General features: G+C 66.1%; 17 protein-coding genes. 8 read left to right on the plus strand and 9 right to left on the minus strand.

Going from position 1 to position 26,327, the window contains the following annotated elements:
- Window positions 1–51: 51 nt before the first annotated feature.
- Complete coding sequence (locus FBZ88_RS02695) at window positions 52–1,689, plus strand: alpha-L-fucosidase (protein WP_246138472.1); 1,638 nt, start codon at window positions 52–54, stop codon at window positions 1,687–1,689.
- A gap of 150 nt (window positions 1,690–1,839) precedes the next feature.
- Window positions 1,840–2,838, plus strand: coding sequence for a glycosyltransferase family 2 protein (locus FBZ88_RS02700; protein WP_281290098.1), 999 nt, complete (start codon window positions 1,840–1,842; stop codon window positions 2,836–2,838).
- 223 nt (window positions 2,839–3,061) lie between these two features.
- Here the strand turns inward: FBZ88_RS02700 and mgrA are convergent, their stop codons facing one another.
- Window positions 3,062–4,105, minus strand: a complete 1,044-nt coding sequence (mgrA, locus tag FBZ88_RS02705) for an L-glyceraldehyde 3-phosphate reductase (RefSeq protein WP_145615328.1) — start codon at window positions 4,103–4,105, stop codon at window positions 3,062–3,064.
- A 250-nt stretch (window positions 4,106–4,355) separates the two neighbouring features.
- Here mgrA and FBZ88_RS02710 point away from each other — a divergent pair, with 250 nt between their 5' ends.
- Window positions 4,356–8,183 carry a LamG domain-containing protein gene (locus FBZ88_RS02710; RefSeq protein ID WP_246138473.1) on the plus strand — a complete coding sequence of 1,276 codons (3,828 nt, stop codon included), beginning with the start codon at window positions 4,356–4,358 and terminating at the stop codon, window positions 8,181–8,183.
- A gap of 44 nt (window positions 8,184–8,227) precedes the next feature.
- Here the strand turns inward: FBZ88_RS02710 and FBZ88_RS02715 are convergent, their stop codons facing one another.
- Together FBZ88_RS02715 and FBZ88_RS02720 are read right to left on the minus strand one after the other, a co-directional pair.
- Window positions 8,228–9,910, minus strand: a complete 1,683-nt coding sequence (locus FBZ88_RS02715; protein WP_145615329.1) for a methyl-accepting chemotaxis protein — start codon at window positions 9,908–9,910, stop codon at window positions 8,228–8,230.
- 211 nt (window positions 9,911–10,121) lie between these two features.
- Window positions 10,122–10,589, minus strand: coding sequence for a MarR family winged helix-turn-helix transcriptional regulator (locus tag FBZ88_RS02720; RefSeq protein ID WP_145615330.1), 468 nt, complete (start codon window positions 10,587–10,589; stop codon window positions 10,122–10,124).
- A gap of 145 nt (window positions 10,590–10,734) precedes the next feature.
- Here FBZ88_RS02720 and FBZ88_RS02725 point away from each other — a divergent pair, with 145 nt between their 5' ends.
- From FBZ88_RS02725 to FBZ88_RS02735, 3 genes are all read left to right on the plus strand, one after another.
- Window positions 10,735–11,115: a tautomerase family protein gene (locus FBZ88_RS02725; RefSeq protein ID WP_145615331.1), complete on the plus strand. Its 381-nt coding sequence runs from the start codon at window positions 10,735–10,737 to the stop codon at window positions 11,113–11,115.
- Window positions 11,116–11,263: 148 nt separating this feature from the next.
- Entirely contained in the window at window positions 11,264–11,959 is a 696-nt protein-coding gene (locus FBZ88_RS02730) for an SDR family NAD(P)-dependent oxidoreductase (protein ID WP_145615332.1), read from the plus strand.
- 241 nt (window positions 11,960–12,200) lie between these two features.
- Window positions 12,201–13,538: an LLM class flavin-dependent oxidoreductase gene (locus FBZ88_RS02735; protein ID WP_145615333.1), complete on the plus strand. Its 1,338-nt coding sequence runs from the start codon at window positions 12,201–12,203 to the stop codon at window positions 13,536–13,538.
- Window positions 13,539–13,583: 45 nt separating this feature from the next.
- On the opposite strand, the gene leuA is transcribed toward FBZ88_RS02735, so the two are convergent.
- The 3 genes from leuA to FBZ88_RS02750 all read right to left on the minus strand — a co-directional run bounded on the left by leuA (window position 13,584) and on the right by FBZ88_RS02750 (window position 18,724).
- Window positions 13,584–15,251 (minus strand): 2-isopropylmalate synthase, encoded by a 1,668-nt coding sequence (leuA, locus tag FBZ88_RS02740; RefSeq protein WP_145615334.1) that lies wholly within the window; start codon window positions 15,249–15,251, stop codon window positions 13,584–13,586.
- A 542-nt stretch (window positions 15,252–15,793) separates the two neighbouring features.
- Window positions 15,794–17,923, minus strand: coding sequence for a TonB-dependent siderophore receptor (locus FBZ88_RS02745; protein ID WP_246138505.1), 2,130 nt, complete (start codon window positions 17,921–17,923; stop codon window positions 15,794–15,796).
- 177 nt (window positions 17,924–18,100) lie between these two features.
- Window positions 18,101–18,724, minus strand: a complete 624-nt coding sequence (locus tag FBZ88_RS02750) for a TetR/AcrR family transcriptional regulator (protein ID WP_186464171.1) — start codon at window positions 18,722–18,724, stop codon at window positions 18,101–18,103.
- Window positions 18,725–18,840: 116 nt separating this feature from the next.
- On the opposite strand from FBZ88_RS02750, the gene FBZ88_RS02755 reads away from it, so the two are divergent.
- Both FBZ88_RS02755 and FBZ88_RS02760 read left to right on the plus strand, forming a co-directional pair.
- The gene (locus FBZ88_RS02755) at window positions 18,841–19,824 is read left to right on the plus strand and encodes an MBL fold metallo-hydrolase (RefSeq protein WP_145615337.1); all 984 of its coding nucleotides are present in this window, start codon (window positions 18,841–18,843) and stop codon (window positions 19,822–19,824) included.
- Between the two features lie 582 nt (window positions 19,825–20,406).
- Entirely contained in the window at window positions 20,407–21,309 is a 903-nt protein-coding gene (locus FBZ88_RS02760) for an alpha/beta fold hydrolase (protein ID WP_145615338.1), read from the plus strand.
- A 236-nt stretch (window positions 21,310–21,545) separates the two neighbouring features.
- Here the strand turns inward: FBZ88_RS02760 and FBZ88_RS02765 are convergent, their stop codons facing one another.
- The 3 genes from FBZ88_RS02765 to FBZ88_RS02775 all read right to left on the minus strand — a co-directional run bounded on the left by FBZ88_RS02765 (window position 21,546) and on the right by FBZ88_RS02775 (window position 26,324).
- A complete protein-coding gene (locus FBZ88_RS02765) occupies window positions 21,546–22,544 on the minus strand; it encodes a hypothetical protein (RefSeq protein WP_145615339.1) in 999 nt (332 codons plus the stop codon).
- Between the two features lie 39 nt (window positions 22,545–22,583).
- Complete coding sequence (locus tag FBZ88_RS02770; protein WP_145615340.1) at window positions 22,584–24,617, minus strand: S9 family peptidase; 2,034 nt, start codon at window positions 24,615–24,617, stop codon at window positions 22,584–22,586.
- A gap of 123 nt (window positions 24,618–24,740) precedes the next feature.
- Entirely contained in the window at window positions 24,741–26,324 is a 1,584-nt protein-coding gene (locus FBZ88_RS02775) for a S10 family peptidase (RefSeq protein WP_145615341.1), read from the minus strand.
- Between the last annotated feature and the right edge of the window lie 3 nt (window positions 26,325–26,327).

A 26,327-nucleotide genomic window follows, 5' to 3' on the forward strand; every position in this document is an offset into this window, starting at 1 on the left:
GGTCCCCTTGGCGATGAAGGCCCGTTGATGATGCAGAAGGACCACCGACCCATGACGCGCCCTTCCATCCGCTGGCACCGCCCCTGGCGCGCCATCGGCCTGTTGGCGATGATCTGCCTGCCGGCCCCGGCCCTTGCCCAGGGTGTGTCCCCCACCGCCGCCACGCTGACCCCGGCGCAGATGGACGCCGCCTGGCGCCAGGGCTCCGCCAAGGCGGCGCATAAGCGCGAGGTTCTGCTGCGGAAGGTGGCGGCGGGCGATGCCGCCGGGCCCTTCCGCCCGGACTGGGAATCCCTGCGGACCTGGCGGGTGCCGGAATGGTATGCGGATGCCAAGTTCGGCATCTTCATCCACTGGGGCGTCTATTCCGTGCCCGCCTTCGGCAGCGAATGGTATTCGCGCCGCATGTACATCCAGGGCAGCAAGGAATACCAGCATCACCTGGCCGTTTACGGTACCCCGGACAAGTTCGGCTACAAGGATTTCATCCCTCTGTTCAAGGCGGAGAAGTACGACCCCCGCGCCTGGGCCGCCCTGTTCCGGGCGTCCGGCGCCCGCTACGTGGTGCCGGTGGCGGAGCATCATGACGGCTTCGCCATGTACGCCACGCGCTTGTCCGACTGGTCGGCGCTGCGCATGGGGCCCAAGCGCGACCTGATCGGCGATCTGGTGCGGGCGGTGCGGGCGCAGGGCCTGCACCTGGGCCTGTCGTCACACCGGGCGGAGCATGACTGGTTCTTCGGCGAGGGGCGCAAGATCCCTTCCGACGTGAACGACCCGCGCTACGCCGACCTCTATGGCCCGGCGGAGGCGCGCCTGACGGCGGAAGACACGGGCGACACCCAGCTGACGGGTGACTTCACCTATGTCTCGCAGGCGTGGTTGGACGACTGGACGGCGCGCACGGCGGAGCTGGTGGAGCACTACCACCCCGACCTCATCTATTTCGACTGGTGGATCAGCCACCCGGCCTTCCGCGCCACCCTGCCCAAGTTCCTGGCTTATTATTACAATACCCAAGCGCGTCGCGGCGCCTCGGCGGTGGTGAATTACAAGGAGGGGGCACTGGCGGCGGGCAGCGGCGTCGCCGACGTGGAACGGGGCCTGATGCCGGACATTCAGCCCCGCGTCTGGCAGACCTGCACCTCGCTGGGCGACTACAGCTGGGGCTATATCGAGGGCGAGCAATACAAGTCGCCGGAGCGGATCATCCACCTGCTGGCCGACATCGTGTCCAAAAACGGCAACCTGCTGCTGAACATCGGTCCCCGCGCCGATGGCACCATCCCGCAGGAGGCGCAGGACAGGCTGTTGGCCATAGGTGCCTGGCTGAAGACCAATGGCGAGGCGATCTACGGCACGCGGCCCTGGCGCCAGTTCGGCGAGGGGCCCGCCCGGATGGCCAGCGGCTCGTTCAAGGAAGGGCAGACCGACAGGCCTTTCGGACCCGAGGATTTCCGCTTCACCACCAAGGGCGACACCCTCTACGCCATTGAGCTGGGCTGGCCCGAAGGCGGGGAGGCCACCATCCACGCCCTGCCGGCGGGGGTGGCGGTGAAGGCCGTCACCCTGCTGGATGGCGGGGCCGGGCAGGCCCTCTCCTTCCATCAGGATGAGGATGGCCTGCACTTGGTGGTGCCGAAGCGGGCACCAGGTGATTACGCCTTCGTCTACCGCATCGAGCGTTAAGTCGGGGCCTGGCCAAAGGGCGGCTCGTCGCAATTTTGTCATTATTATGCAATGTGGGCTAGGGCGAAGGGGCGGTGGCCACACCATTCGGGGGCGACCTATAAAATACCTGGAATAATCCAGGCGCGGCGCGGCCGCTTTACGAACAATATGCAAACAATAAAATTTGCTGATGATTGGCAGTGGCGTGGGCAGGCGGCTGGGATAAGACAAGGGGCGGATGCGAACCCGCCTCGCGTTACCATCTGCGCCATCGTCAAGAACGAAGGCGCCTTCCTGTTGGAATGGGTGGCGTACTATCGCCTGATGGGCATCGAGCGTTTCGTCATCTACAACAATGGCAGCACCGACGACACGCGTGCCGTGCTGGACCGCATCGCCGGCAGGGCGGGCATCACCGTGATTGACTGGCCGTCCGCGCCCAGCAGCAGCGCGCTGGCCTTCTTCGAGGCACGGGACCTGGTCCTGTCGCTTCCCGATCTGCGGGACTTCAACTGGTGGGGCGACATGATGGTGGGACCGCAGTTGCGGGCCTACAACCATTTCGTGACCTACTACGCGGCGGATACGGACTGGGCCCTGTTCATCGACGCCGATGAATTCGTCGTCAGCCGGGCGGGGCTACCCTTGCCCACGCTGGCGGCGTCATACGGCCGGGATTCGGCCGTGGGGGCGGTGGCGCTCAACTGGCGGTATTTCGGATCCAGCGGCCATCAGGAACCCGATGGGCGCCTGGTGATCGAGCGCTTCACCCGCTGCGCTCCGGCGACGTACCACGGCCATGTCCATATGAAGAGCCTGGTGCGGACCGCGGCGCTGGATCGCATGATCATCCATTCCGGCCGCCTGCGGGATGGTTTCCATTATGTCGATGATGGAGGGCAGCCGATCACATTGCGCGACGACGGGTTCACCCCCGCCATTTCCCATGATTGGCTGTATATCCACCACTACTCCGTCAAGTCGCGGGCCGAGTTCGAGCGCAAGCGGGCGCGGGGACGCGCGCCGGTGGCCGATGGCCATCCGCACAAGCGGGAACAGTTGGATGACGAGTATTTCCGCCGCCAGGATCTGAACGACGAAGAGGACCGGACGCTGTTGCACCAGGCGCCGGCCGTGAAGGTGGAGATGGCGCGCCTCCTGGCCTGACCCCGCAGGTCCAACATGGCGCCCCTTTCAGACAAAATATCCCTGAGGCGTGCAAGAACGCCCCCCGCCACCTGGGGTAGCTTTCCCTTGCGGCGACGGGATGTCCCCCCACTCCCCATCACCCGTCGCTTTCCTCCCCATGGGCGGTACCTGCGGCCCCCCGCCCGCACCGCCATACTGGATGCCCGCGCCCCGTTCGAGGCGCGGGCATCTCTTTGTTCGCTCACTTCGGCGTGCTGGCGTCGGAGGAGCGCTGCCAGATGTTCAGGCCGGTGTCGACGGCGTGGGCGTCGATTTCCGCCAGTTCCGCGTCCGTGAACGCCAGGTTGTTCAGGGCGTCCAGGCTGTCGTCCAATTGGGCCACGGTCCGGGCACCGATGAGGGCGGAGGTGACGCGGGCGTCGCGCAACACCCAGGCGATCGCCATCTGGGCCAGGGTCTGGCCCCGCCGCTCGGCGATGGCGTTCAGGGCGCGTACATGGTCCAGCGCCTCGGGCGTCAGCAAGTCTTCCTTGAACGACCCGCCCTTGGCGGCGCGGGCGTCGGCCGGCACGCCGTTCAGGTACTTTTTGGACAGGAGACCCTGCGCCAGCGGGGAGAAGGCGATGCAGCCGATGCCGCTGCCCTTCAGCGTCTCCAACAGACCGCCCTCGATCCAGCGGTTCAGCATGGAGTAGCTGGGCTGATGGATCAGGCAGGGCACCCCCATTTCCTTCAGCAGGGCGGCGGCCTTGGCCGTCATGTCGGCTGAGTAGGAGGAGATGCCGACGTACAGCGCCTTGCCCTGGCGCACCACCTGGGCCAGCGCGCCCATGGTCTCTTCCAGCGGCGTGGTCGGATCCACCCGGTGGGAATAGAAGATGTCGACATAGTCCAGGCCCATGCGGCGCAGGCTTTGGTCCAGGCTGGCGACCAGGTACTTGCGCGATCCACCGATGCCGTAGGGGCCGGGCCACATGTCGTAGCCGGCCTTGGTGGAGATGATCATCTCATCCCGGTAGGGCTTGAAGTCGCCGGCCATGACGCGGCCGAAGTTCTCCTCGGCCGAGCCATAGGGCGGGCCGTAGTTGTTGGCCAGGTCGAAATGGGTGACGCCGCGGTCAAAGGCGCGGCGCAGGATGGCGCGGCCAGTCTCGAAAACGTCGGCGCCGCCGAAATTATGCCACAGGCCCAGCGAGACGGCGGGCAGATCCAGGCCGCTGCGCCCGCAGCGGCGATAGGGCATGGTCTCGTAACGGTCGTCGGCGGCGCGGTAAAGGGACTGCATTCCTACGGGCTCCTGCAAAGGGGCGGTAACCGGTGGCACCATACGGGTATCGCCGGCGCCCTCCAAGGTGGGAGTTGGTTAAGGCCATTCGGTCGCGGTGCCGCGTCGCCAACCGCGGCAAACCAACCAGCACTTTCAGCCGAAATCCATAATTGCCACCGGTGTCAATTATGCTCTAGCCTCCGCATCTACAAAAAGAGCCGATCGCCGCCATCCAATCCTGCGGCGCCCGGAACCCAGGGGAGGGAATATGTCCGGGATGACCAAGGCCGGCCGGGCGCTGGCCGTTTGTCTCTTGTCCACCACCACCGTGTCGGCCCCGGCATTGGCGGCGCCCGATGCCTCCGGCCTGCTGTTCCGCATGTCGGCCGACAGCGGCTTTGTCGCTGACGTGGCTGGCGGGCAGGCGGTGCCCAACTTCCAGGACAAGGTGCGGATCGTGCCGACGGGCATGTCCGGCGGCGCCATCGAATGGCAGGACGACGGCGTGCTGGCCTGGGACGCGCCAGGCAATATCTATGCCCAGCGCGGCACGCTCTCCCTCTTCTGGCGGTCACGCTATCCCGTGGGCGTCGCGCCTTTCGTCATCTTCCGCGTGGGGTTTTCCGACCATACCAGCTGGGACATGGCGTGGCTGCGCATCGACTGGAACGGCCACGGCTTCGACGCCTTCGTCACCGATGCCAACCTGGCGCGCACCCGCGTGTCCTTCAAGTTGGACACGCCGCCGGCACCCGACGCCTGGACCCACATCGCTTTCGCCTGGGATGAGACGGCGGGCGTGCGCCTGTATCTGAATGGCAGGGAGGTGGCGCGCCAGGATGCCAAGGGCGATTACGACGTGGGCCTGGACCAGTTCGGCCTGGCCGGCCGCACCATCTCCCCCCACCAGGTGCAGAGCCGCTACAGCTTCATGCGCGGTGGCGACCTCGATGAGATCCGCGTCTACGACCACATGCTGGCACCGGCCGACATGGCGGCCCTGGCACGCAACGAGATGCCGGGCGCGGCACCTGGCCCGGGGCCCGGCGCGGCCATGCGCCAAGCCTGGCTGCACCGTTATGGCTGGGAGGACAAGGCGCCGCCCCTGCTGACGGCGCCGGTGACCACCATCCGCAAGGTCGAGTTCGCCGACGCCAAGGACAAGAAGGAATGGATGTGGAAGGCCACCGACGGCATCAGTGAGACGACCTGGCCGGGCGTCTACAACCGGTCCCGCCTGCCCGGCCGCAATGACTATTTCACCCTGCCGGACTGGAACACCTATGTGGAGGGTGGGCAGGCGCTGGACCTGGTGCTTCCTGATGAGTCTTTCAACCGTGTGGAGATAAGGGGGGCCGCGTACGGCAGCCTGGACTATGCCGGCGCCGACGGCGTGTTCAAGCCGCTGGCCAAACGCCGCCAGGGGCCGGTGCGCACGGTGGACCAGTTCGACAGCCGGCGGGGCGGGCGCCTGCGCTTCACAAACGTGGCCCAGGAAACCCCCATCCAGGAGATCTGGGCCTACAACGTGACCGAGGGGGTGGAACCGCAGGGCACGGTGAAGCTGAGCTACACCATTCGCAGCGACGCCGCCCCCGATTACGACAACCTGGCGGCCTTGCGCGGCTACATCGTCGGGCGCTATCCGGCCAATGAACGCAGCACGGTCGTGGCCCTGCCCAACGAGGCGCCGATGCGCAAGCGAACCACCGATACGGCGCCAACCCTGCCCATCGTGCATGTCCTCATCCCTTCCGGCTTCGGTGATCCGCCGGTGGCACAGCCGTTGATGCGCGCTTGGGCCTATGGCTGGGAGAATATGCACGACGGCCTGGACGGCATCGCCATCGACCTGCCGGCGCTGAGCGTCACCCCGGGCAAGGACGGGCTGATACCCCTGAACATCCAGATCAAGGACCCCATCTGGCTGGACCGCGACCTGATCGACGTCTCGGTTTCGGTGAAGCCGGGGCAGACGCGCACCCTGTGGCTGGACACGCGCGACCGCATCCTGACCAACGACAGCCTTTACCTGACCGTCGCCTCCGCCGCCCCCGACTTCACCGCCCGCAGCCTGGATGGCGCCCGCATCCGCCTGGTGTTCAAGGACCGGGAGCAGGCGAAGGTGGAGCACGTCGCCGACCGTCTGAACCAGGTGAAGGACAACTGGGGCTTCCTGGTGGAGGAGCACACCACCTCCAAGCGCCAGCGCCTGTACCGCCGCCTCTTCGGTGACGTCAGCGACCTGCTGCGCGTGGATCCGGACAACCTGCTGGGCCGCTATTACTGGGCGGACATGAGCTATGGCGCGCAGGGCTGGCCCGCCTTCACCCAGCCGCAGGCGCCAGCCGGTGTGCCCCTGTGGGCCTTCCGCCAGGTGGAGGACATGAAGTTGATCCGTCGCTTCGTCGACTGGTGGATCGACGAGCGGCAGGTGCCCTACGGCGATTTCGGCGGCGGCATCTCCGACGACACCGACCTGACGGAGCAGTGGCCCGGCCTGGCCCTGATGGGGGTGGAGCCGGACAAGATCAACACCTCCCTGCGCGCCCTGATCGACGCGCAGTACCGCAACGGCATGATCACCAATGGCCTGGGAACCATCGCCACCGATGAGCTGCATTCCTATGAGGAAGGCATCAACAGCAACAGCGAAGCGCTGTACCTGAACTGGGGCGAGCCGCGCACGGTGGAGCGGCTGATGGCCACCACCAAGGCGCTGGCGGAGCGCATCATCCTGCCCAATCCCAATGGCCACATGCACTTCGCCACCAACTGGTTCAGCGGCACCCTGGCTTACCGTGAGGGGCCGTGGGAGTGGCAGAAGCCCCATTCCTTCATGATCACCCACCCCGCCATCCTCATGGGCGTCTACAACGCCAACCCCGAGGCCCGCGCGTTGATCCAGGGGCTGGCCGACGGCTATCTCGCCCACGGCAAGCCGGGTGGCAAGGACGGCACCCTGTCCTTCCCGGCCGAGATCAACTGGCGCACCGACGCGGAGCGGGATGGCGATCTTGCCAAGGCGGTGGGGGAGGTCGGCGCCATGCAGACCTTCTGGGCCAGTTACCGCTGGACCGGTGACGCCAAGTACCTGGGGCCCATCCTGTCGCGCGTGGCACAGGCGGGTCCCCGCGCCATTGACGAGCTGAACGAGAACGCGTTGGATGTGCTGGGCCGCCGGGACGATTGGGGGAAAGCCATGACCGCCCAGGCCGACAAGGCCGGGCCCGCGACCCTGCGGAGCGACAGCGGGTTCGCGCCCTACATTGCCTGGCAGATGACGGGTGACAAGCGCTGGCTGGAGGAGTTGCACGCCGCCGCCATTCAGTCCAAGTCGCAGACGATGTACATGAACACCGAAGGGCACTGGTGGTCCGACCGGGTGGACCTGCCCAACGACGTCCTGCAGCGGGAGCGCCTGGGCGGTGTGGCGCTGCGCCGCAACTATCTCTACCCCGGCCACACCGTCAGCTGGCGCTTCGCCGAACCGGATGGGGCGGAGCAGGTGGCGATCCTATTGCCCGGCGCCACGCGCGATCATTTCAAGGTGGTGGCCCATAACCTGTCCGACCGGCCGCAGGCGGCGCGCATGACCACCTGGAACGTCACGGCCGGCCATTGGCGCATGGTCAGTGGTGCGGCGACCGGTGAGGGTGACGCCATCACCGGTGAGGCCACGACCAAGGCGGTGGATCTGGAACGCAGCGCCGGCGTGGACCTGGTGTTCCAGCCGCACCAGACCACGGTGCTGGAGTTCACGTTGGACCAGGCGACCACGCCGGTTGAAAGCCGGCCCGACCTGGGCATCGGCCGGGACGACGTGCGGGTGGAGAGGGGCGTGCTGCATGCCACCGTGCACAGCCTGGGCGGTGCCGCCACGCCAGCCGGCACCCTATGGCTGGTTGACGCCGGCGGTAGGATCGCGGCGTCGGTGCCCGTACCGGCCCTGGCCGCACCCCTGGACCTGATGCCGCGCACGGCTGAGGTGACGCTGCCTTTGCCTCGGGGCTTCAAGGCGCAGGGTGCCACCGTGCGGGTGGGGCTGGAGCAGCCGGAACTGACATTGACCAATAACGTGGTGCCGCTGCCCTGACAGGGTGAGCCCGGCGGGGTGATCGCCCCCGCCGGGCTCCGTTATCAAGCCGCCTTGATGGCCGTCAGGAAGCGGCTGACGTGGTCCTGCAGCACGCCGGATTGTTCCGACAGGTCATGGGCGGCGCCCAGCACCTGGGTGGCGGCGACACCGGCCTGGCCGGCCGCCTGCGTCACAGCGCCAAGGGCGTCGGCGACATCCTGGGTGCCGGAGGCGGCCTGGCCCACGTTGCGGCTGATCTCCGTGGTCGAGGCGCCCTGCTGTTCCATGGCGGCGGCGATGGAGGTGGAGATGCTGTTCACCTCCTCGATCACCGCGCCGATGGCCTGGATGGCGGTGGAGGTGCGGGATGACACCTGCTGCACGGCCAGGATCTGGGCGGCGATGTCCCCCGTCGCCTTGGCCGTCTGGTTGGCCAGGCCCTTCACCTCCGCCGCCACGACGGCGAAGCCCTTGCCGGCCTCCCCGGCGCGCGCGGCTTCGATGGTGGCGTTCAGGGCCAGCAGATTGGTCTGTTCGGCGATGGTCTGGATCAGGGTCACCACTTCGCCGATGCGCTGGGTGGCGTCGGTCAGCCCGGCGACGGTGGCCATGGTTTCGCGCGCGTCCGCACTGGCGCGGCCGGCGATGGCCTGGGCGTGCACCACCTGGCGGTTGATCTCCGCAATGCTGGCCGCCATCTCCTCGGCCGCCGCGGCCACGGTCTGGACGTTGGCGGTGGTCTGGTCCGCGGCGGCGGCGGCACTGGCCGACTGGCGGTTGGTTTCCTCCGCCACGCCGGACATGCTCTGCGCGGCGGTGTCCAGCTCGGCGGCCGCGCCGCTGAACTGGCGCAGGATGTGGGAGGATTGGCGGTCGAAATCGCTGACCAGGCTATCGATGGCGGCCACGCGGCGGGCCTTGGCCGCCTCCGTCTCCCGCTGCGCGGCGGCCAGGCGCTCGGCCTCCACCAGGCCGTCGCGGAACACCTGGACGGCGCGCGCCATGGCGCCGATCTCATCCTGGCGGTCGGCGCCGGGAATTGCGGTGTCCAGCTGCCGCTGGCTCAGACGTGTCATGACCGCCGTCAGCTGACGGGTGGGCCTACCGGTGGTCAGCACCATGACGGCGCCGGCGGCAAAGGCCACGGCCAGTGCCACGGCCAGCGCCAGCAGCGTGCCCAGGCGCGAGATGCCGGTGGTGCGGCTCAGCAGGGCGTAGGCGTCCTGGCCGGCGCGGTAGTTTAGATCCGCCGCCTCGGTCAGGACCTTGACCAGGGCGCGCGTCTGGTCCCGATTCTCCCCGGCGTACAGCTTCAGCGCCGTTTCCCGGTCACCCTTGTGCAGGGCGTCGATGACCTGGGTGGAGGAGGCAAGGAACCGCGGCCACAGTTTGTCGAACTGGTCCATCTGCGGGCGTTCGATGGTGATCAGCGGTTCATAGGCCTGGCGGCCCTTGGCCACACGGTCCAGTTCCTGGGTCACCGTCTTTTCCTGCTCGGCCCGCGCCGCATCGTCGACGGCCAGCAGCATGCCTTGCTGAAAGCGGCGGGCCTCAAGCACGCCCTGCAGCAATTCATTGCTGGCGACGATGGAGGGCAGGGCGTCGGTTCCCAGGTCGGCGGCGGCCGCCTCGATGCGGGAAAGGCGCTCCAGCGCGAACAGTCCCAGGCCCAGGGTCACCAGCAACACTAAAGCGAAGGCTGAGAATATACGGGTGCGCAAGGAAAGATCGACAAGACGCGGCATGGCGGCTCCTGGAGCGGATTGCGCTGGGGCCCCTATCTCTTCCCACAAGAGATACCCCATTATAGGAATAGGACATGGGGCTCACCTGTCCAATTGCCACCCCCGTTAACCTTGTATCCTGTCGCGTGCCGGTGGGCTGCGGCGTTCTGCCGCTATCTTGCAGCAATTACACAGCATTTTATTTAATCAGAACTGGTCAGGACTGTTGGCTTTACTGGGCGGATTCCGACAGTTCCGCCGTTTCCACCTGGCGCAACACGGTGCGCAGGGTCAGGGCGTTGCCGCTGCCGAAGGCGTGCTCGAACCGCGCTTGCGCCTCCGCCCACAGTGGCTGGGCCTGGGCGATCAGGTCCCGCCCCTCCGCCGTCAGCACCAGCACCCGGCGGCGCTTATCCGCCGGCGTGATTGTCAGGCGCACCAGGTTGCGCTTCTCCAGCGGGCGCAGCAGGTGCCCCAGGGTGGACCGGTCCATGGCCAGCAGGGCTGCCAAATCCTGGATGCTTCTGGGGCCATGGCGGTTCAGGCGGGACAGGATGGAGTACTGGTTGATGCCCAGCCCTGTGGGCGCCAGGGCCGCGTCATAGAACTTGGTCAGGCGGCGGGAGGCCTGGCGCAAGGCGGCGCAGTTGCACTGTGTGGGTTCGGACGGGTCGGCGGCGAGGGGGGCGGTGTCAGGCATGGATGGTCCTGGTGAAAACGGGCGCCAGCGTATCAGGCGCGCCCGCGGCGGCGCTGTCAACGATCATATGGGCAATTACCCGTAAATGCGGCATGCTCGTGTTTGGGTGTCCCGTTCGAGGCCACCCACAACCGGAGGAACACCCATGCCGCTCGCCCGTATCGACTTGGTCAAAGGCAAGTCCGCCGAATACCGCCACACCATCGGCGAGGTGATCTATGGGGCCATGCTCAGCACCCTGAACGTGCCTAAGGACGATCGTTTCCAGATCATCACCGAACATGGTGACAGCGACTTCGTGGCCGACCCGACCTATCTGGGCATCCACCGCACCCGCGACACGGTGATCATCCAAGTCACCCTGAACCTTGGCCGCACGCTGGAGGTGAAGAAGGCCTTCTACAAGGCGGTGGCCGATGGCCTGCACGCCCGCCTTGGCCTGCGGCGCGAGGACGTGTTCATCAACCTGGTCGAGGTGCCCAAGGAGAACTGGTCCTTCGGCAACGGCGAAGCGCAGTACGCGTGATCCAAGGAAAGTGGGGCGCCAGCCGCCCCGATGGCGCCCCTGGCCAGCGACCGCTGGCCCCGGAGTTCTCTGGGGAGCGTAAGCGGACTGGAGAACGAGGATAGCCGAGCGGCCGGATGGCCGCGCCGGCGCCTGAGGAGAAACTAAAATGACTCAAAAATCGGCGCTGATCGTTGGCGCGGGCAAGGGCATCAGCGCTTCGCTGGCCCGCCTGCTTGCCAGGGAAGGGTTCCGGGTGGCGCTGGCCGCGCGCAACACGGACAAGCTGGCCGACCTGGTGGCGGAGACGGGCGCGCAAGCCTACGCCGTCGACGCCGCTGAACCCGAGGCGGTGGCCCGCCTTTTCGAACAGGTCGACACCGACCTGGGCGTGCCTGAACTGGTGGTGTTCAACGCCAGCGCCCGCGCCCGTGGGCCGGTGCAGGACCTGGACCCCGCCCAGGTGCTGGAGTCCTTGCGCGTCTCCGCCTACGCCGGTTTCCTGGTGGCCCAGGCGGCGGCGATGCGGATGCGCGTGCTGGGCCGGGGCAGCATCCTGCTGACCGGCGCCACCGCCAGCGTGAAGGGCCTGGCGGGTTCTACCCCATTCGCCATGGGAAAGTTCGCTTTACGCGGCATGGCGCAAAGCCTGGCGCGCGAGCTGGCGCCGCAGAACATCCACGTTGCCCACTTCGTCATCGATGGTGGTGTCGCCAGCAGCTGGTCCAAACCCGGCGAAGACGGGCCGGCGGACAAATGGCTGGACCCCGACGCCATCGCCCGGGAATACCTGCACATCCACACCCAGCACCGCAGCGCCTGGACCTGGGAGGTGGAATTGCGCCCGTGGGTGGAGAAGTTCTGACCTCAGCGTCCCTGGGCCTAGGCCCAGGGACGCTGTAGGCCGCGACGGCGGCCGCCGGAGCATTCTGGGGAGCGTAGCGGACCGGAATGTGAGGAAAAGCCAAGGCCACGGATGTGGCCGCCCGGCATTTGAGGGAACACGACAGGTTCCGGCGCCACTCAACGGTCTCATTGAGAAGACTCGTTTGTGTGGCGCCGGTCCCGCCCGGATGCTGACCGCCTCGATTTCAGCGGAGGCGATCATGAGTGCGGGCAAGCAGTTGAAACTGGGCTTCATCCTTCACGGCGTTGGCCGCACCTGGGGGGATTGGCGCCACCCGGACGCCCAGCCCGACGCTAGCACCAACTTCGCCTTCTACAAGCGCCAGGCGCAGGTGGCGGAGAAGGGCAAGTTCGACTTCCTGTTCGTGGCCGACAGCGTCTACATCACCGAAAAGTCCAGCCCCCATTACCTGAACCGGTTCGAGCCGCTGACCATCCTGTCGGCGTTGGCCGGCGCCACCAGCCATATCGGCCTGGTCGGCACCCTGACCGTCAGCTACAGCGAGCCCTATAACGTGGCGCGCCAATTCGCCTCGCTGGACCATATCAGCGGCGGCCGGGCGGGTTGGAACGTGGTCACCAGCTGGCTGGAGGGCAGCGCCGCCAACTACAGCAAGGCCCAGCACCTGGCCCATGACCAGCGCTATCGCCTGGCGGCCGAATACCTGGATGTGGTCCAGGGCCTGTGGGACAGCTGGGAGGATGACGCCCTGGTCCATGACAAGGAAAGCGGCGTCTTCTTCGACCCGACGAAGCTGAACACCCTGGACCATAAGGGGGAGTTCTTCCAGGTGAAGGGCCCCCTGAACATCGCCCGATCGCCGCAGGGGCAGCCGGTGATCTTCCAGGCCGGCGCGTCGGAGGACGGCAAGAACTTCGCCGCAAAGCACGCCGACGCCATCTTCGTCGGCCAGGATGATCTGGCGGAGGCGCAGGCCTACTACGCCGACGTGAAGGCGCGCGCCGCCGGCTTCGGTCGTGATCCGGAGAAGGTGTTCATCCTGCCGGGCGTAGCACCGGTGGTGGGCGCCACGGAGGCGGAGGCCGAGGCGAAGTACCAGGAACTGGCCAACCTGGTGTCCATCGAGAACGCCCTGTCCATGCTGGGCCGGCCGTTCAACGACCACGATTTCAGCCAGTACGACCTGGATGCGCCCTTCCCGGACGTGACCGCCGTCGGCCTCAACAGCAACCAGAGCAGCGTGTTGAAGATCGTGGCGGCCGCCAAGGCGGACAACCTGACCCTGCGCCAGGTGGCCCAGCGCTTCGCCACCCCGCGCGGTAACTTCGTCGGCACGCCGGAACAGATCGCCGACAAGTTCCAGCAGTGGCTGGACGCCAAGGCCGCCGACGGCTTCGTCTTCTTCGAGGCGCTGCCCAAGCAGTTGGACGTGTTCGTGGAGACGGTGGTGCCCTTGCTGCAGGCCCGCGGCCTGCTGCGCCGGAAGTATGAGGGCGAGACCTTCCGCGACAATCTGGGGCTGGAGGTCCCGGTCAACCGCTTCACTGCCGCCAAATCCGCCAAAGAGGTGGCGTGAACGAGGGGGCGGGCGGCGTCGGTGCCGCCCGCCTTCATGGCTGTGTCACCCCACTCCGTTGGCGGCGCTGAGCACGGCGCGGACGGAGGCGGTAGCGACGTCGGTGTCGATGCCCACGCCGAAGACCTTGCGGCCATCGCCGGTGCGGCACTCGACATAGGCCGCGGCGCGGGCGTCGCCGCCGTGGCCGATGGCGTGTTCCTGGTAGTCGACGATGTCCAGGTCCACGCCGCAGTCGGCTTTCAGGGCGGCCAGCACGCTGGACAGCAGGCCGTTGCCCCGGCCGCTGATGCTGCGTTCCTCGCGGCCGACGCTGACCCGGCCGGCGAACATGCGCTCCTTGCTGCCGGCGGTGCCCGTTTCCTGGTAGTCGATCAGCTCGAAACGCTGCAGGCCGGTCAGGCAGTAGGTGTCCTGGAAGATGGACCAGATGTCGGCGGCGGTCATCTCGCGGCTGGTCTCGTCGGCATAGCCCTGGACCACCCGGCTGAAGTCGATCTGCAGGGCGCGGGGCAGTTTCAGGCCCTTGTCCTGTTCCATGACCCAGGCGATGCCGCCCTTGCCCGACTGGCTGTTGACGCGGATCACCGCCTCATAGCCGCAGCCCAGGTCGGTGGGGTCGATGGGCAGGTAAGGCACGTCCCAGACTTGGTCGTTGCGGCCGGCCTGCGCCGCGAAGCCCTTCTTGATGGCGTCCTGGTGCGATCCGGAAAAGGCGGTGAACACCAGCTCACCGGCATAGGGGTGGCGGGGGTGCACCGGGATCTGGTTGCAGTACTGGACCGTCTGGACGACCGACTGGATGTCGGAGAAGTCCAGGCCCGGGTCCACGCCCTGGGTGTACAGGTTCAGGCCCAGGGTCACCAAATCGACATTGCCCGTGCGCTCGCCATTGCCGAACAGGCAGCCTTCGACACGGTCGGCACCGGCCTGCACCGCCAGTTCCGCCGCGGCCACGCCGGTGCCCCGGTCGTTGTGGGGGTGAACGCTGATGATGACGCTGTCGCGGCGGCTGATCTGGCGGCAGAAGCGCTCGATCTGGTCGGCGTAGATATGGGGGCCGGCGGCTTCCACCGTGGCCGGCAGGTTCAGAATGACGGGCTTGTCCGGCGTGGGTTGCAGTACGTCCAGCACCGCCTCGCACACCTCCAGGGCGAAGTCGGGTTCCGCCGTGCTGAAGGTCTCGGGCGAATATTCGAAGATCCAGTTGGTCTCGGGATACTTCTCCGCCTGCTCGCGCATGATGGTCACGCCCTTGACGGCGATGTCCTTGATGCCGGCCCGGTCCATGCCGAAGACGATGCGGCGCCAGGCGGGGGAGATGGCGTTGTACATATGGACGATGGCGCGGGGGGCGCCCCGCAGGCTCTCGAACGTGCGCTCGATCAGGTCGCGCCGCGCCTGGGTCAGCACCTGGATGGTGACGTCGTCGGGGACCTTGCCGCCTTCCACCAGGCTGCGGACGAAATCGAATTCCGTCTGCGAGGCGGAGGGGAAGCCGACCTCGATCTCCTTGAAGCCGATCTTCACCAGCATGTCGAAGAAGCGCTGTTTCTTCTCCGCGTCCATGGGATCGATCAAGGCCTGGTTGCCGTCGCGCAGGTCGGTGGACAACCAGCGCGGCGCCTGGGTGATGGCGCGGGACGGCCAGGTGCGGTCGGGCAGGTCGGCGTGGGCGAAGGGGCGGTACTTGGTGGACGGATCGCGCAACATGGTCAGGGCGTCTCTGCTTTAAGTATTCAGTCGGGGGAGGTGAATACGGCCAAGGGTACAGCCGCCGGATGGCCGTCAGGCCCGGCGACCGCCGGTAAGGAGCAGGCGCGCGGCGAGGGGCAGCGGCTGGGCGCTGGCGGCGATGCTGGTCTTGGCAGAAGAGCCCCGGGGGGCGAAATGACACGACATTTGGAAACTCAGCGAACCTTGCGCAAACTTATGACGAAATCCCCGGTCCTCTCAGGAGGCCGGGTTCATAAGAAGCAGCAGGGTGGTCGCGGTGTCGGTCATGATGGGCAGGATAAAAGCGGCATCCGGCGGGCGTGTCAAGCGAACACGCTCACGAAATTTCAAGGACGGCCATGCGCCGGCATCAAAGGGTCGACGCCAGGGCGTCCGCGACAATCTTTGGTCGCTTCGACGGTGGCGAAGCGAAGCGATCAGGCCCCGACTGGGGCCGCCGGAAGTTTCCGGGGAACGCAGTGGACTGGAAACTGAGGAAGCCAAGGCGGCGGCGCCGCCGCCCGGCAATTGAGGCAACTTCAAAGATCAAGCGTGGCTGAGAAGCGCACGGTGGCCGGCATGCCCGAGTAGAGCGTGGGGCCGCCGGTGGCCCAGTACCGCTCATTGGTCACGTTGTCGGCGTTGACGCGCAGGGTCAGGCCATTGCCCTGCACCTGGGTCTTGTAGCTGGCCCCCAGGCTCAGCGTCGTGTAGGCGGGCAGGGTGGCGCGGTTCTGCGCATCCGCCGCACGATCGCCGGTGTAGTAGACGCCGGCGTTCAGGCCCACGCCGTCCAGGAAGTCCGGATGGTATTCCGCGAAGATGGAACCGGACCAGCGCGGCGTGTTCTCCACCCGCCTGCCATCCTGGTAGATGCTGCCGGTGTTCTCCTGAAGGGCGTTCAGGTACTGGCCGCTGACCATGATCGACAGGTCGGGCAGCACCTCCCCCTGGACGGAGGCTTCGACGCCCTGGTGGATGGCCTGGCCGTTCAGGACGTAGGTGTTGTGGATGTCGGTGTAGGCCAGGCCCCGGTCGATATGGAACCAGGCCAGCGACATCATGGCGCCGGCCACTTCCATGCGGCCGCCCACCTCCACCTGCTTGCTGACGATGGGGTTTAGGATGCTGCCGGCGTTGGTGGTACCGTCCGGCGCCGTGCCGGCACTCTCCAGCCCTTCGATGTAGGTCGCGTACAGGCTGGACTTGGGCGTCAGCTTGTAGACCAGGCCGGCCGTGGGGGTGACCGTCTGGACGGCATAATTGCTGGCGGCCGAGCTGGTGTCATAGTCGACATAACGGGCGCCGGCGATCAGCAGCCAGCTTTCGCCCAGGTGCGCCATGTCCATGATGTAGCCGCCGGTGTCGATGTTCACGCTGCCGGCCAGCAGGCGGGTGGTGGTGAACTTCAGCGTGTCGTAGGCGACATCCACGGGATCGTACAGGTTCTGCTTGATCGCGGTGTAGGACTGCTGGTGCTGGTCCTCCTGCGTCTGGCGGTTGCGGCTGAAGCCGATCAGCAGCTCATGGCTGATGGGGCCGGTGTCAAGCTTGCCGGACACTTCCAGGCGCAGGTTCTGGTTGCGATATTCCTGGTCGGGCGTGTAGGTGCCGGTCACCGTGCCGGCGCCGGTGGCCAGGTTGACGCCGCCCAGGTTGGCGATGGTGCGCTGCCGCCGGGTGGAAGCGACGCCGAATTCCGCGCGGGCCGACCAGTCGTCGGTGATGGCGTAATCGGCGCGGCCCACCACGTTGGTGGCCCAGGTGTTGTAGGGTGCGTTCAGCGGGGCGAAGCGCAGGCTGGGGTCCGGGATGGACGGCAGGATGATGGTGCCGCCGTTGCCGCCCTTGGCACCCACGGCGGTGGGCAGGGTGATGCCACCCGGCTCATCCATTTCGCGGCGGTAGTATTCGGCGTCCAGCTTGAAGGTCAGGCGCTCGCTGGCGCGCCAGTCGAAGGCGCCGCTCATCAGCCAGCGCCGGCCGTCCACGTCGTTGACCGGCGTGCCGATGCGCGAGGCGTAGCCGTTGACGCGCGCGCCGTATTCGTTGTGGTCGCCGAACTCCCGCCCGATGTCGAAGCCACTGCCGAAACTGCCGTTGTTGTCACCGTTCAGGGTGAAGGAGGTGACGGGGTCGGACCCCGCCCGCTTGGTCACCACGTTGACGATGCCTGACGGTGTGCTGATACCGTAGTACAGCGCCGACACACCTTTCAGCAGCTCAACCCGCTGCTTGTTCTCGATGGGGATGGGCCCCAGGTTGATGATGGGCAAGGACCCGTTCAGGCGATAATTGGTGCGCGCGTTCATCAGCACGCCGCGCGAGACGAAGTTGTTGCTGGTCAGGGGGCTGGTGGATTGCTGCGTCACGCCGGGCGTGTTGCGCAGCGCGTCGTCCAGCCCCTGCGCCCCCTGCGCGTCCAGCAGGGCGCGCGGCAGGATGGCGACGGTCAAGGGCGTGTCCAGCAGCGACTGGTTCCGGAAGGCGCCGACCTGCACCACCTCCGCCTTGAAGGAGGGGGCCTGCGTGCCGCTCACGATGATGTCGTCCAGGGCCTTTTCCTGGCCGGCATCGGTGGAGGCTGCCGTCGTGTCGACGGCCGCCTCCATCGCTTCCGTGGCCTGGGCCCGCAAGGGGGCCTGCATCGCCGCCAACAGGGCAAGCATCGACACGGCGCACTTTTTCATCGTGTTTCCATTATTCAGTCAGGATCGGTTGGCACCCTGATACTGATAATGAGAAACGATCGCAATATCGATTTTAACAGGATCGTTAGGCGCTTTTGACAGGGGCGGGGATGAACCGGCGCTCGGGACCGATCAGGTCAGGAAGGGATTGGCGCCTCAAAGTTCGTGCGGATTGGGAGTGGGTTGCTCCCTCCCCAGCTCCGCAACAGCTTCCCGGGCGGCCAGTTCCGCCCGCCTGCGCATGTCCTGCTCCGACGGAGCCGGCAGCCCAAGTAGCACACGATAGTCATCGAGACCGACCAACCGCTCAAAGAAATCATGGCCGATCTGGCGCCGTCGCTCCGCTGGCATACCGGACGTCTCGGCCCGAGTTGACAGAAAAGAGTCCAGCCTTTCGACGTGCGCGTTGATCAGGCCATCGTACGCCAATGCACCAAGGTGCGGAAATCGCCGTATCTCGGTCATGACGACCCGGAGCAGGTTGGTCGTCTTCGCGCCGCGAATGCGCTCCTGGAACATCACGCCGATAAAGAGAAGAATGTCCACGAGCGGCTTCTTCAAAGCCTCCTCGATCTTGACCGACTCTTCCATATCGACCGGATGGCACGCGCTTTCCATTATCGCGGCGAAGAGATCGTCTTTGGTTCGAGCATGGCGGTACAGCGTCATGATTGAAACGCCAGCCTCCCGGGCGATGCTCTCCATTCCGCTGCCGGCGTAGCCGTCCCGCACGAACGCCTGCTCGGCGGCCGCCACGATCGCAGCGCGCTTACGCGCCATCACTTTCGCTCTCGGATGATCGGGGGACCAATCCCTCATGCGTGTTGACTCCTAACGATAGTCGTCATTACCGTTATGGCGATAATGTGCGTTATTGTTACACGAAAGGCAGATCAATGGCCCAGGCTATCGAAGGCGGGAACGCGCTCTTGGCGCGGATGCGTCGCCGCCCGATCAACAGCACGCTGATCGGGCTCGCGATACCGCTCTTGGGGGCGCTGCTTTGGTTCGCCTGGACTTTCGCTCCGATCCGGCTCGACGTGCCGCAAGTCGATGTCGGGGCGCTGCCGCCAGCCACACCTCCGGCGGCCATGTCGATCAGCGCGATGCCGACAGGAACATACGAAACCCCCGCGGCGTTGGCATTTCGGGGCGGTTCGTGGAGTGAGAAGCGCGCATTCGCCGCGAGCGGCGTCCTCGTGCGGCATCCCAAGGGAAACCTGCTGATCGACACGGGGTTCGGGCGGAATGTCGAGCAGCAACTCAAACTGCTGCCATCGCTCCAACAGTCGCCTCACCACCTTGGCACGCCCATCATCGATCAGTTGGCCGGGGTGCAGGCCGACACGATTACCGCGATCATTCCAACCCATGCACACTGGGACCACATCAGCGGCGTGGATGATTTCCACGGCATACCCGTACTGGTGGACGATGCCGGCCAGCGCTTTATCGGCTCGCATGGTGAGGGCACCGAGGTGCTCAACAGCTTCCACGGGGTCACCTATCAGGCCTATCGCTTCGACGGCGGTGCCTATCTCGGTTTCCCAAGCAGCCATGACGTCTACGGCGACGGCTCGGTCGTGATCGTACCGGCGCCCGGCCATACGCCGGACTCGGTCGTCGTCTTCGTCAACCTGCCCTCGGGCAAGCGCTATGCCTTTGTCGGTGATCTCGTTTGGCAGATGGAAGGGCTGACGCGGCCAGCGGAAAAGCCTTGGATGATGCGGTTCCTGATTGGCGAAAATCGCGCCGAAATACAGACGGCCATCGCGCGCATCCGCGCCGCAACCACGCTCTATCCCCAGATCACGGCCGTTCCCGCGCATGACCGTCGCGCGTTCAGCTCTATCGCCGTCTATCCAGCATCAACCCGCTGACGCGGTAAAAGTCGTTTGACTCAAAGACGCGCCGGATGCGGGGGTGAATCGGCGTGGATTATTTCGCCGCCGGTGTCCCGCCGTCCGGGGCGAGGACGCTGGTCTTGAGGCTGTCCAGCATGTGGGTGGCGATGGTGGCGCGCTGCAGGCTGCCGACCGCGTCCGGGGCGACGGAATAGAGCCTTTCCAGGCGGTGGCGGCGGCCGTCGTGTCCATGGCGGCCTCCATCGCTTCCGTAGCCTGGGCCGGCAAGGGGGCTGGCATCGCCGCCAATAGGGCAAGCAATTTTAACAAAATCGTTAGGCGCTTTTGGCGGGGACGGCGGTGCGGTCATGCCGGTTGGTTGAGTGCAGCCATATACGCTGAGGACGTCGCGGGTCTTATCTGGTCGCGCCGATTTCCGGCCCGGTCGGCTTCGCCCGGGTCAATGGCCATTGGGAGGCCGCGGTCCGGTAGAGAAACGCTGTTCATGCGAACCTGGAGGCTCGCCGTGAGTTTCCTTTGTGTAAGTAAAGCGCAGATGAGCGATTGCGATTCTAATGCGTGACACTTGCCGTAATAACAAGCGGTTGAGGTTGCACCATGAAGCAGCAGGCGACGAAAACAGTCGATACAGAGTTTTTGCGGATAGCATATCTGGAGGACGGCCCGTCAGACGGCTGGCCAGTTATACTGGTCCACGGCTATCCATATGACGTCCATGCTTTCGAGGCCGACGCTGGAATTCTCGCGGCTGAGGGGGCGAGAGTACTCCGACCTTATGTACGTGGGTACGGTCCAACACGCTTTCTATCCGACGAGACGAGGCGAAATGGGCAGCAAGCTGCCCGCGCGCTCGACGTGATTCAGTTTTCGAGCGCCCTTGGACTTGCGCGGCCGATTTTAGGAGGCTTCGATTGGGGCGGTAACGCGTGCTGCGTGGCCGCTGCCCTCTGGCCGGATCAGGTGGGAGGGCTCGTCTCTTATGCGGGTTACGACGTGATCGACGTTGAGAAGCAGAGGTCTCCCGTCGAGGTGTCGCTAGAACGCGTGTGCTGGTATCAGCACCTCTTCCAGACGGAACGTGGACGGATGTGCCTGCAGAAGAGCCGGGCTGACATCGGCCGCACCTTATGGCGTGAATGGTCCCCCAATTGGGCGTTCGATGAGGAGACCTTCGAGCGGACGGCCGCGGCCTTCGACAATCCGGACTTCGTGGACATCGTAATAAGCGCATATCGCATCATGCATGGCAATGAACGCGGCGATCCGCTGCTGCAACCGCTGGAGGACCGACTAGCGCAACATCCTCCTATAATCGTTCCGTCGATCACCATCGATGGGACTGCCGATCCGCTGAAGCCCGGCGGAACGGCTGATCATGCCTATTTGTTCACGGGCCCACACGAACATCGAAGTCTGTCTGTCGGGCACAATGTCCCGCAGGAGGCGCCGGGCGAGTTCGCGAAAGCCGTTTTGAAGATCCGAAGAGGCATGGTGGATTAGCCGATGACGCACGATGAACTGTTGAGCGCTTACTGACAGAAGAGCAGGGTCCCGGTTGGCAGCGGCCGGAACCCTGCGCTCAATACAATTCCTGCCGATTGTCAGGCTGTTAAGCGCGATCAAGCTCAGGGCGCCCTTTGGGTTCTGACGCAACGTGGTGATCGGCAGATCATCCGGCGCCGATGGCGCGGGCCTGGAGCAGGTCGAGTTTCCCGCATCCATTTTGAGTCGGAGCCTTATTTCGCCGCGGGTGTCCCGCCATCCGCGGCGAGGATGCTGGTCTTGAGGCTGTCCAGCATGTGGGTGGCGATGGTGGCGCGCTGCAGGTTGCCGACCGCGTCCGGGGCGACGGAATAGAGCCCCTCCAGATAGGCCTTGTCCGCCGGGCTCAGCGACCGGACCCGCTGTGCCGACGGGCAGGCGTCGGAGAACAGGCTCAGGATGCTGGGCAGGGGATTGCATTGGCCCACGGCGCTGGCGGGCTGGGCCAGGACCAGCATGGCCAGGTAATCGGCCAGGCTGCCGAACGTCTCCCCCTCGATCTTGGTGGTGTCCACGATGACGACGATATTGTCGAAGACGCTGGCCATGTCGTGGGACAGCCGGCTGCCGCCGTTGCCGTGGAACTGGTCCTTCAAGGGATCGTCGGAATGCATGCCCGAGGCGTAATACGGGTCGTCCACCACGGTGACCGCGCCGTCGCGCACGGCGGTCACATACCATGCCTGGATGGCCTGGGTGACCTTGCTCAACGCCTTGGTCTGGTTGACGAAGTGATAGCCCAGCAAGAATGAGCGTTTGTCCGCGACGGCATCCATCACGGCCTGGGGCGTGTCGGAGAAGATGATCTCGATATCACGCTTGCAGCCATCCCGGGTCGGCGCTCCCACTTGGGCCGCCACCGTCCTGATGCGGGTGGTGAGGAAGGCGGCCACGTCGGCCGGCACGTTGATCGCCTCCGGACAGACGGGACGTTCCCACCGGGTCAGCTGGTTCAACCGGGGGGAGGGGTGGCCGTGATCCAGGACGAAACCTTCCGTCGCCCGGGTCAGCGTCTCGACGGTGAAGCGGTTGCCGGTGATGGTGACGGTCGGCGGGCTGTCGGCTGTGGCGGGCGTGTCGGTGGCGGTTTGCGCCGCCGCCGGCAAGGATAGGGCCGGCAGGGATAGCAAAAGAAGCAGGGCCGCCGCCATGCCCACCCGATGCGCCCGCGCCCACCCCCCCGCCATACCCATCACCCCCCCCCTTGCCCCATTACTTGTCCCGTTACACGCTTACTTGGCCGCCAGCGCCGCCTGCAGTCCCGGCGTGAACTGCGCCCCGTCGGGCACGGTGATGCTGGAGCCCTTGAAGGCGGCGCCGAAGGGCTCCGCCCGGCCGCCCAGGCAGGCGCCCAGGAACTGTTCGGCGGCGGCGTTGAAGGCGATGCTGTTTTCGGGCCGGGCGAAGCCGTGGCCCTCGTCGGGGAACAGGATGTAGGTGACGGGGATGTTCTTTTCCTTCATCGCCTTCACGATCTGGTCCGACTCCGCCTGGTTGACGCGGGGATCGTTGGCGCCCTGGCCGATCAGCAGCGGCTTCTTGATATCCGCCGCCTTGAAGAGGGGGGAGGCGTCGTGCAGCAACTGGCGGCCGTCCTCCGTCGTGGGGTCGCCCATGCGCTTGTAGAACTGCTGCTTGCCCGCTTCCCAATAGGGCGGGATGGTCTTCAGCAGGGTGGCCAGGTTGCTGGGGCCCACGATGTCCACGCCGCAGGCGAAGGCGTCGGGGGTGAAGGTCAGGCCGGCCAGGGTGGCATAGCCGCCGTAGGACCCGCCCATGATGGCCACCTTGTCCCTGGTGGTGATGCCCTGCTTGACCGCCCAGTCGACGGCGTCGATCAGGTCGTCATGCATCTTGCGGCCCCATTGCAGGTTGCCGGCGGTGATGAAGTTCTTCCCGAAGCCGGTGGAGCCACGATAGTTGACCGACAGCACGGCATAGCCCCGGTTGGCCAGCCACTGGTGATAGCCGTTGTAGCCGTAACCGTCGCGCGCCCAAGGACCGCCATGCACGAACAGCACCATGGGCAGGGGCTGGTCGGGATGCCCATCGCCCTTGCCGTCGCTGCCCGCCGGCAGGGTGAGGTATGACACCAGCGTCAGGCCGTCGCGCGCCTTGATCTCCACCGGGTGCATGGCGGCGAGGTCGGCGCCTTCCAGCTCCGGCCGGTTCACGAACAGCTTGGTCAGGGTGTGGGCCTTGCGGTCGAAGCGATACGTTGCCGCCGGCGCTGTGACCGGGTCCACCACCACGATCCAGGCGGCGTCGTCGTCGGTGCGGCTGGTGACATGGATATCGCCCTTCAATTGGGTCTTCAGGAAGTCCAGTTCCGCGCCGATCTTGGAATCCAGCGCCGTCCATTCCGTGCGCAGGTAGTCGACGGCATAGGCCTGGACCACCCCCGTCTTGGGATCGGCCAGGATGTCGCCCACATCGGCCTTGGCGCTCTGGCCCACCACCCGGGTGGCGCCGGTGGCGGCGTCCTGGGCGATCAGGGCGGCGGTGTCGCGGCCGCGGCTGTCGATCCAATACAGGGTTTTGCCGTCCTCGGTATAGCCCAGGGGGTTGGTGGTCAGGCTGTCGTCCAGCCCGACCGCACCCAGCGGCTGGGCTTCAACCTTATTGTCGGTCACGCGGAAGAAGTCGGTTCCGCCATCGGAACGGGATTTGCCGACCAGCCGAATCTTGAGGTTCTCGTCTGCCGTGACGCCGGCATACCCCTCGTTCTTGAACACCAGGCTCAGGGTGCCCTTAGCCAAGTCCAGGCTGTAGACGTCGAACCATTTGGGATCGCGGTTGTTCAGGCCAACCAGGATGCGGTCCTTGATGTGGTGGCTGGTGCCGATGATGTCGACGCGCGTCTTTTCCTGCGGCGTCAGGGTGCGCTGTGCGCCGGTGGCGACGGTGACGCCGTAAAGGACGAAATTCTCATCCCCGCCCTTGTCGTTGACGAACAGGATCATCTTGGCGTCGGGGGACCAGAAATGCTGGCGGATGGGGCGGGTCTTCTCCGCCGTCAGGGCCTTGGCCTTGGTGGGGTCGCTGGCGGGGGCCACCCAGATGTTCAGCACGCCGTCGCGCGGCGCGATCCAGGACAGCCACTTGCCGTCGGGGCTCAGCTTGCCTTGGGTGCGGCTGGGGTTGCCGAAGAATTTGGCGCGCTCGATCAGGGGGGCGGCCGGGCTGGTGGCCGGCGGGGGCGGGGCCGCCGCCGTGAGGGAGGTTGTGCCCAGGATCACGGTCAATGCCAGAACGGCAGCGCGCATCGCTTACCCCAATCGTTGTTGGCCGCCGGCATCCCGGGGACGCCGGCGGCGGAATGGACCGAAGATGGGGCCAAGCCCATCACCGGGCAAGTACCTGTTGGGCCAGGATAAAGCGGACCGCCCTTATGCGCCGCCCGAGGTAGCCTTATCGTAGAAGGCGTCCAGGTCGGCGACCAGCTGCTTCAGCGCATCCGGGTTCAGGTAGATCATGTGCCCGGACGGATAGTACTTGAACGTCACGTTCTTCCGCTGCGCCGGTTCCAGCGCCATGTGGTTGATGTCGTACTCCGTGTTGAAGAACGGTGTCGCCATGTCGTAGTAGCCGTTCAGCGACAGCAACTGCAGGTGCGGGTTCTGGCGCATGGCCAGGCTGAGGTCCAGGGCCACGTCCGGCACTTCCAGCTTGCCGACGTTCGGCACCTTGTGGTGCCAGTCCCACTGGTCGTTGGCCTCGTCGGACCCGGCGCGGTATTCCAGGTCCGTCTTATAGCCCAGGTCGCCGGCCAGGTAGGCGCGCAGGCTGGAGATGAAGGCGCTGTTGATGGCGCTGTCGGACGGGTCGTACTCCGGCCCCTCGCCGGCGGCGTCCGTGTCCACGCCCAGGAAGCGGCTGTCGAAGCGGCCCACGGTCTGCCGCTTGTCGCGCAGCAGCTCCTTCTGGAAGCGGAACAGGTCGATGCGCAGCTTGGCGCGCTTCAGGTAGTCCGGGGACAGGCCGGTGAAGGTGGCCAGCTGCTTGGCCACCGCGTCCTCTTCCTCCGCCGATATGGTCTGGCCCTTGGCCAGGGCGGCGGCATAGGGGCCGCGCGCGAAGACGCGGGCCTGCTGCACGAAGGCGGCCAGGTCGGCCGGCTTGTTCGGGATGCGGTTGTGGTACCAGGCGGTGGCGGCGTAGCTGGGCAGGAAGGCGATGTAGCCCTCGTCATAGCCCGGCTGCAGGATGCCGTAGTTCAGGATGGACGACAGCAGGATGACGCCGTTCAGGTCCATGCCGTCCTGCTGCAGCCGATTGGACAGGGCCGCCGACCGCGTGGTGCCGTAGGACTCCCCGAACAGGAATTTGGGCGAGTTCCAGCGGTTGTTGAGGCTGACATAGCGGCTGATGGCGCGGGCGAAGCCGTCCACGTCCTGGTCCACGCCCCAGAAATCCTTGCCCTTGGCCTCACCCAGGGGACGGGAATAGCCGGTGCCGATGGCGTCGATGAACACCAGGTCGGTCTTGTCCAGCAGGCTGTCGTCGTTGGCGGTGAAATTGTAGGGCGCCGGGGCGTTGTTATCCGGGCTGGCCGTGCGCACGCGGATGGGCCCGAATGACCCCATGTGCAGCCACAGGCTGGCTGAGCCGGGGCCGCCGTTATAGAGGAAGGTCACCGGCCGCTTGGCCGCCGGCGCGCCCTCGGCCGTGTAGGCGACGTAAAAGACGCTGGCCGTGGGCTTGCCGTCATTGTCGCGGATGGTCAGGGTGCCGGCCGTCGCCTGATAGCGGATGCTCTTGCCCTTGATGGTGACGGTGTGCGACGTGGTCTTGGCCGTCTCGGTCACGGGTGCGCGGGCGGTGGCCGCCTCGATCTGTTCCGCCACCTTGCCCTTGGGCGCGTCATCGTCGCCGCCCTTGTCCTTCTTGTCGTCCGGCCCATTTGCAGCCCATCCGGCCACGGCGACGGAGGTTAGCAGCATCGCCGTCAACGCCACGATCGTCTTACGCATCCC

The sequence above is a fragment of the Nitrospirillum bahiense genome (assembly GCF_007828025.1).
GTDB classification, from domain to species: Bacteria; Pseudomonadota; Alphaproteobacteria; order Azospirillales; family Azospirillaceae; genus Nitrospirillum; species Nitrospirillum amazonense.

What these genes read in the sequence shown, in the direction of transcription:
- FBZ88_RS02695 (WP_246138472.1), top strand. Translation starts at nt 52, where the DNA reads ATGACGCGCCCTTCCATCCGCTGGCACCGCCCCTGGCGCGCCATCGGC.
- FBZ88_RS02700 (WP_281290098.1), top strand. Translation starts at nt 1,840, where the DNA reads ATGCAAACAATAAAATTTGCTGATGATTGGCAGTGGCGTGGGCAGGCG.
- mgrA (WP_145615328.1), bottom strand. Translation starts at nt 4,105, where the DNA reads ATGCAGTCCCTTTACCGCGCCGCCGACGACCGTTACGAGACCATGCCC.
- FBZ88_RS02710 (WP_246138473.1), top strand. Translation starts at nt 4,356, where the DNA reads ATGTCCGGGATGACCAAGGCCGGCCGGGCGCTGGCCGTTTGTCTCTTG.
- FBZ88_RS02715 (WP_145615329.1), bottom strand. Translation starts at nt 9,910, where the DNA reads ATGCCGCGTCTTGTCGATCTTTCCTTGCGCACCCGTATATTCTCAGCC.
- FBZ88_RS02720 (WP_145615330.1), bottom strand. Translation starts at nt 10,589, where the DNA reads ATGCCTGACACCGCCCCCCTCGCCGCCGACCCGTCCGAACCCACACAG.
- FBZ88_RS02725 (WP_145615331.1), top strand. Translation starts at nt 10,735, where the DNA reads ATGCCGCTCGCCCGTATCGACTTGGTCAAAGGCAAGTCCGCCGAATAC.
- FBZ88_RS02730 (WP_145615332.1), top strand. Translation starts at nt 11,264, where the DNA reads ATGACTCAAAAATCGGCGCTGATCGTTGGCGCGGGCAAGGGCATCAGC.
- FBZ88_RS02735 (WP_145615333.1), top strand. Translation starts at nt 12,201, where the DNA reads ATGAGTGCGGGCAAGCAGTTGAAACTGGGCTTCATCCTTCACGGCGTT.
- leuA (WP_145615334.1), bottom strand. Translation starts at nt 15,251, where the DNA reads ATGTTGCGCGATCCGTCCACCAAGTACCGCCCCTTCGCCCACGCCGAC.
- FBZ88_RS02745 (WP_246138505.1), bottom strand. Translation starts at nt 17,923, where the DNA reads ATGCTTGCCCTGTTGGCGGCGATGCAGGCCCCCTTGCGGGCCCAGGCC.
- FBZ88_RS02750 (WP_186464171.1), bottom strand. Translation starts at nt 18,724, where the DNA reads ATGGCGCGTAAGCGCGCTGCGATCGTGGCGGCCGCCGAGCAGGCGTTC.
- FBZ88_RS02755 (WP_145615337.1), top strand. Translation starts at nt 18,841, where the DNA reads ATGGCCCAGGCTATCGAAGGCGGGAACGCGCTCTTGGCGCGGATGCGT.
- FBZ88_RS02760 (WP_145615338.1), top strand. Translation starts at nt 20,407, where the DNA reads ATGAAGCAGCAGGCGACGAAAACAGTCGATACAGAGTTTTTGCGGATA.
- FBZ88_RS02765 (WP_145615339.1), bottom strand. Translation starts at nt 22,544, where the DNA reads ATGGGTATGGCGGGGGGGTGGGCGCGGGCGCATCGGGTGGGCATGGCG.
- FBZ88_RS02770 (WP_145615340.1), bottom strand. Translation starts at nt 24,617, where the DNA reads ATGCGCGCTGCCGTTCTGGCATTGACCGTGATCCTGGGCACAACCTCC.
- FBZ88_RS02775 (WP_145615341.1), bottom strand. Translation starts at nt 26,324, where the DNA reads ATGCGTAAGACGATCGTGGCGTTGACGGCGATGCTGCTAACCTCCGTC.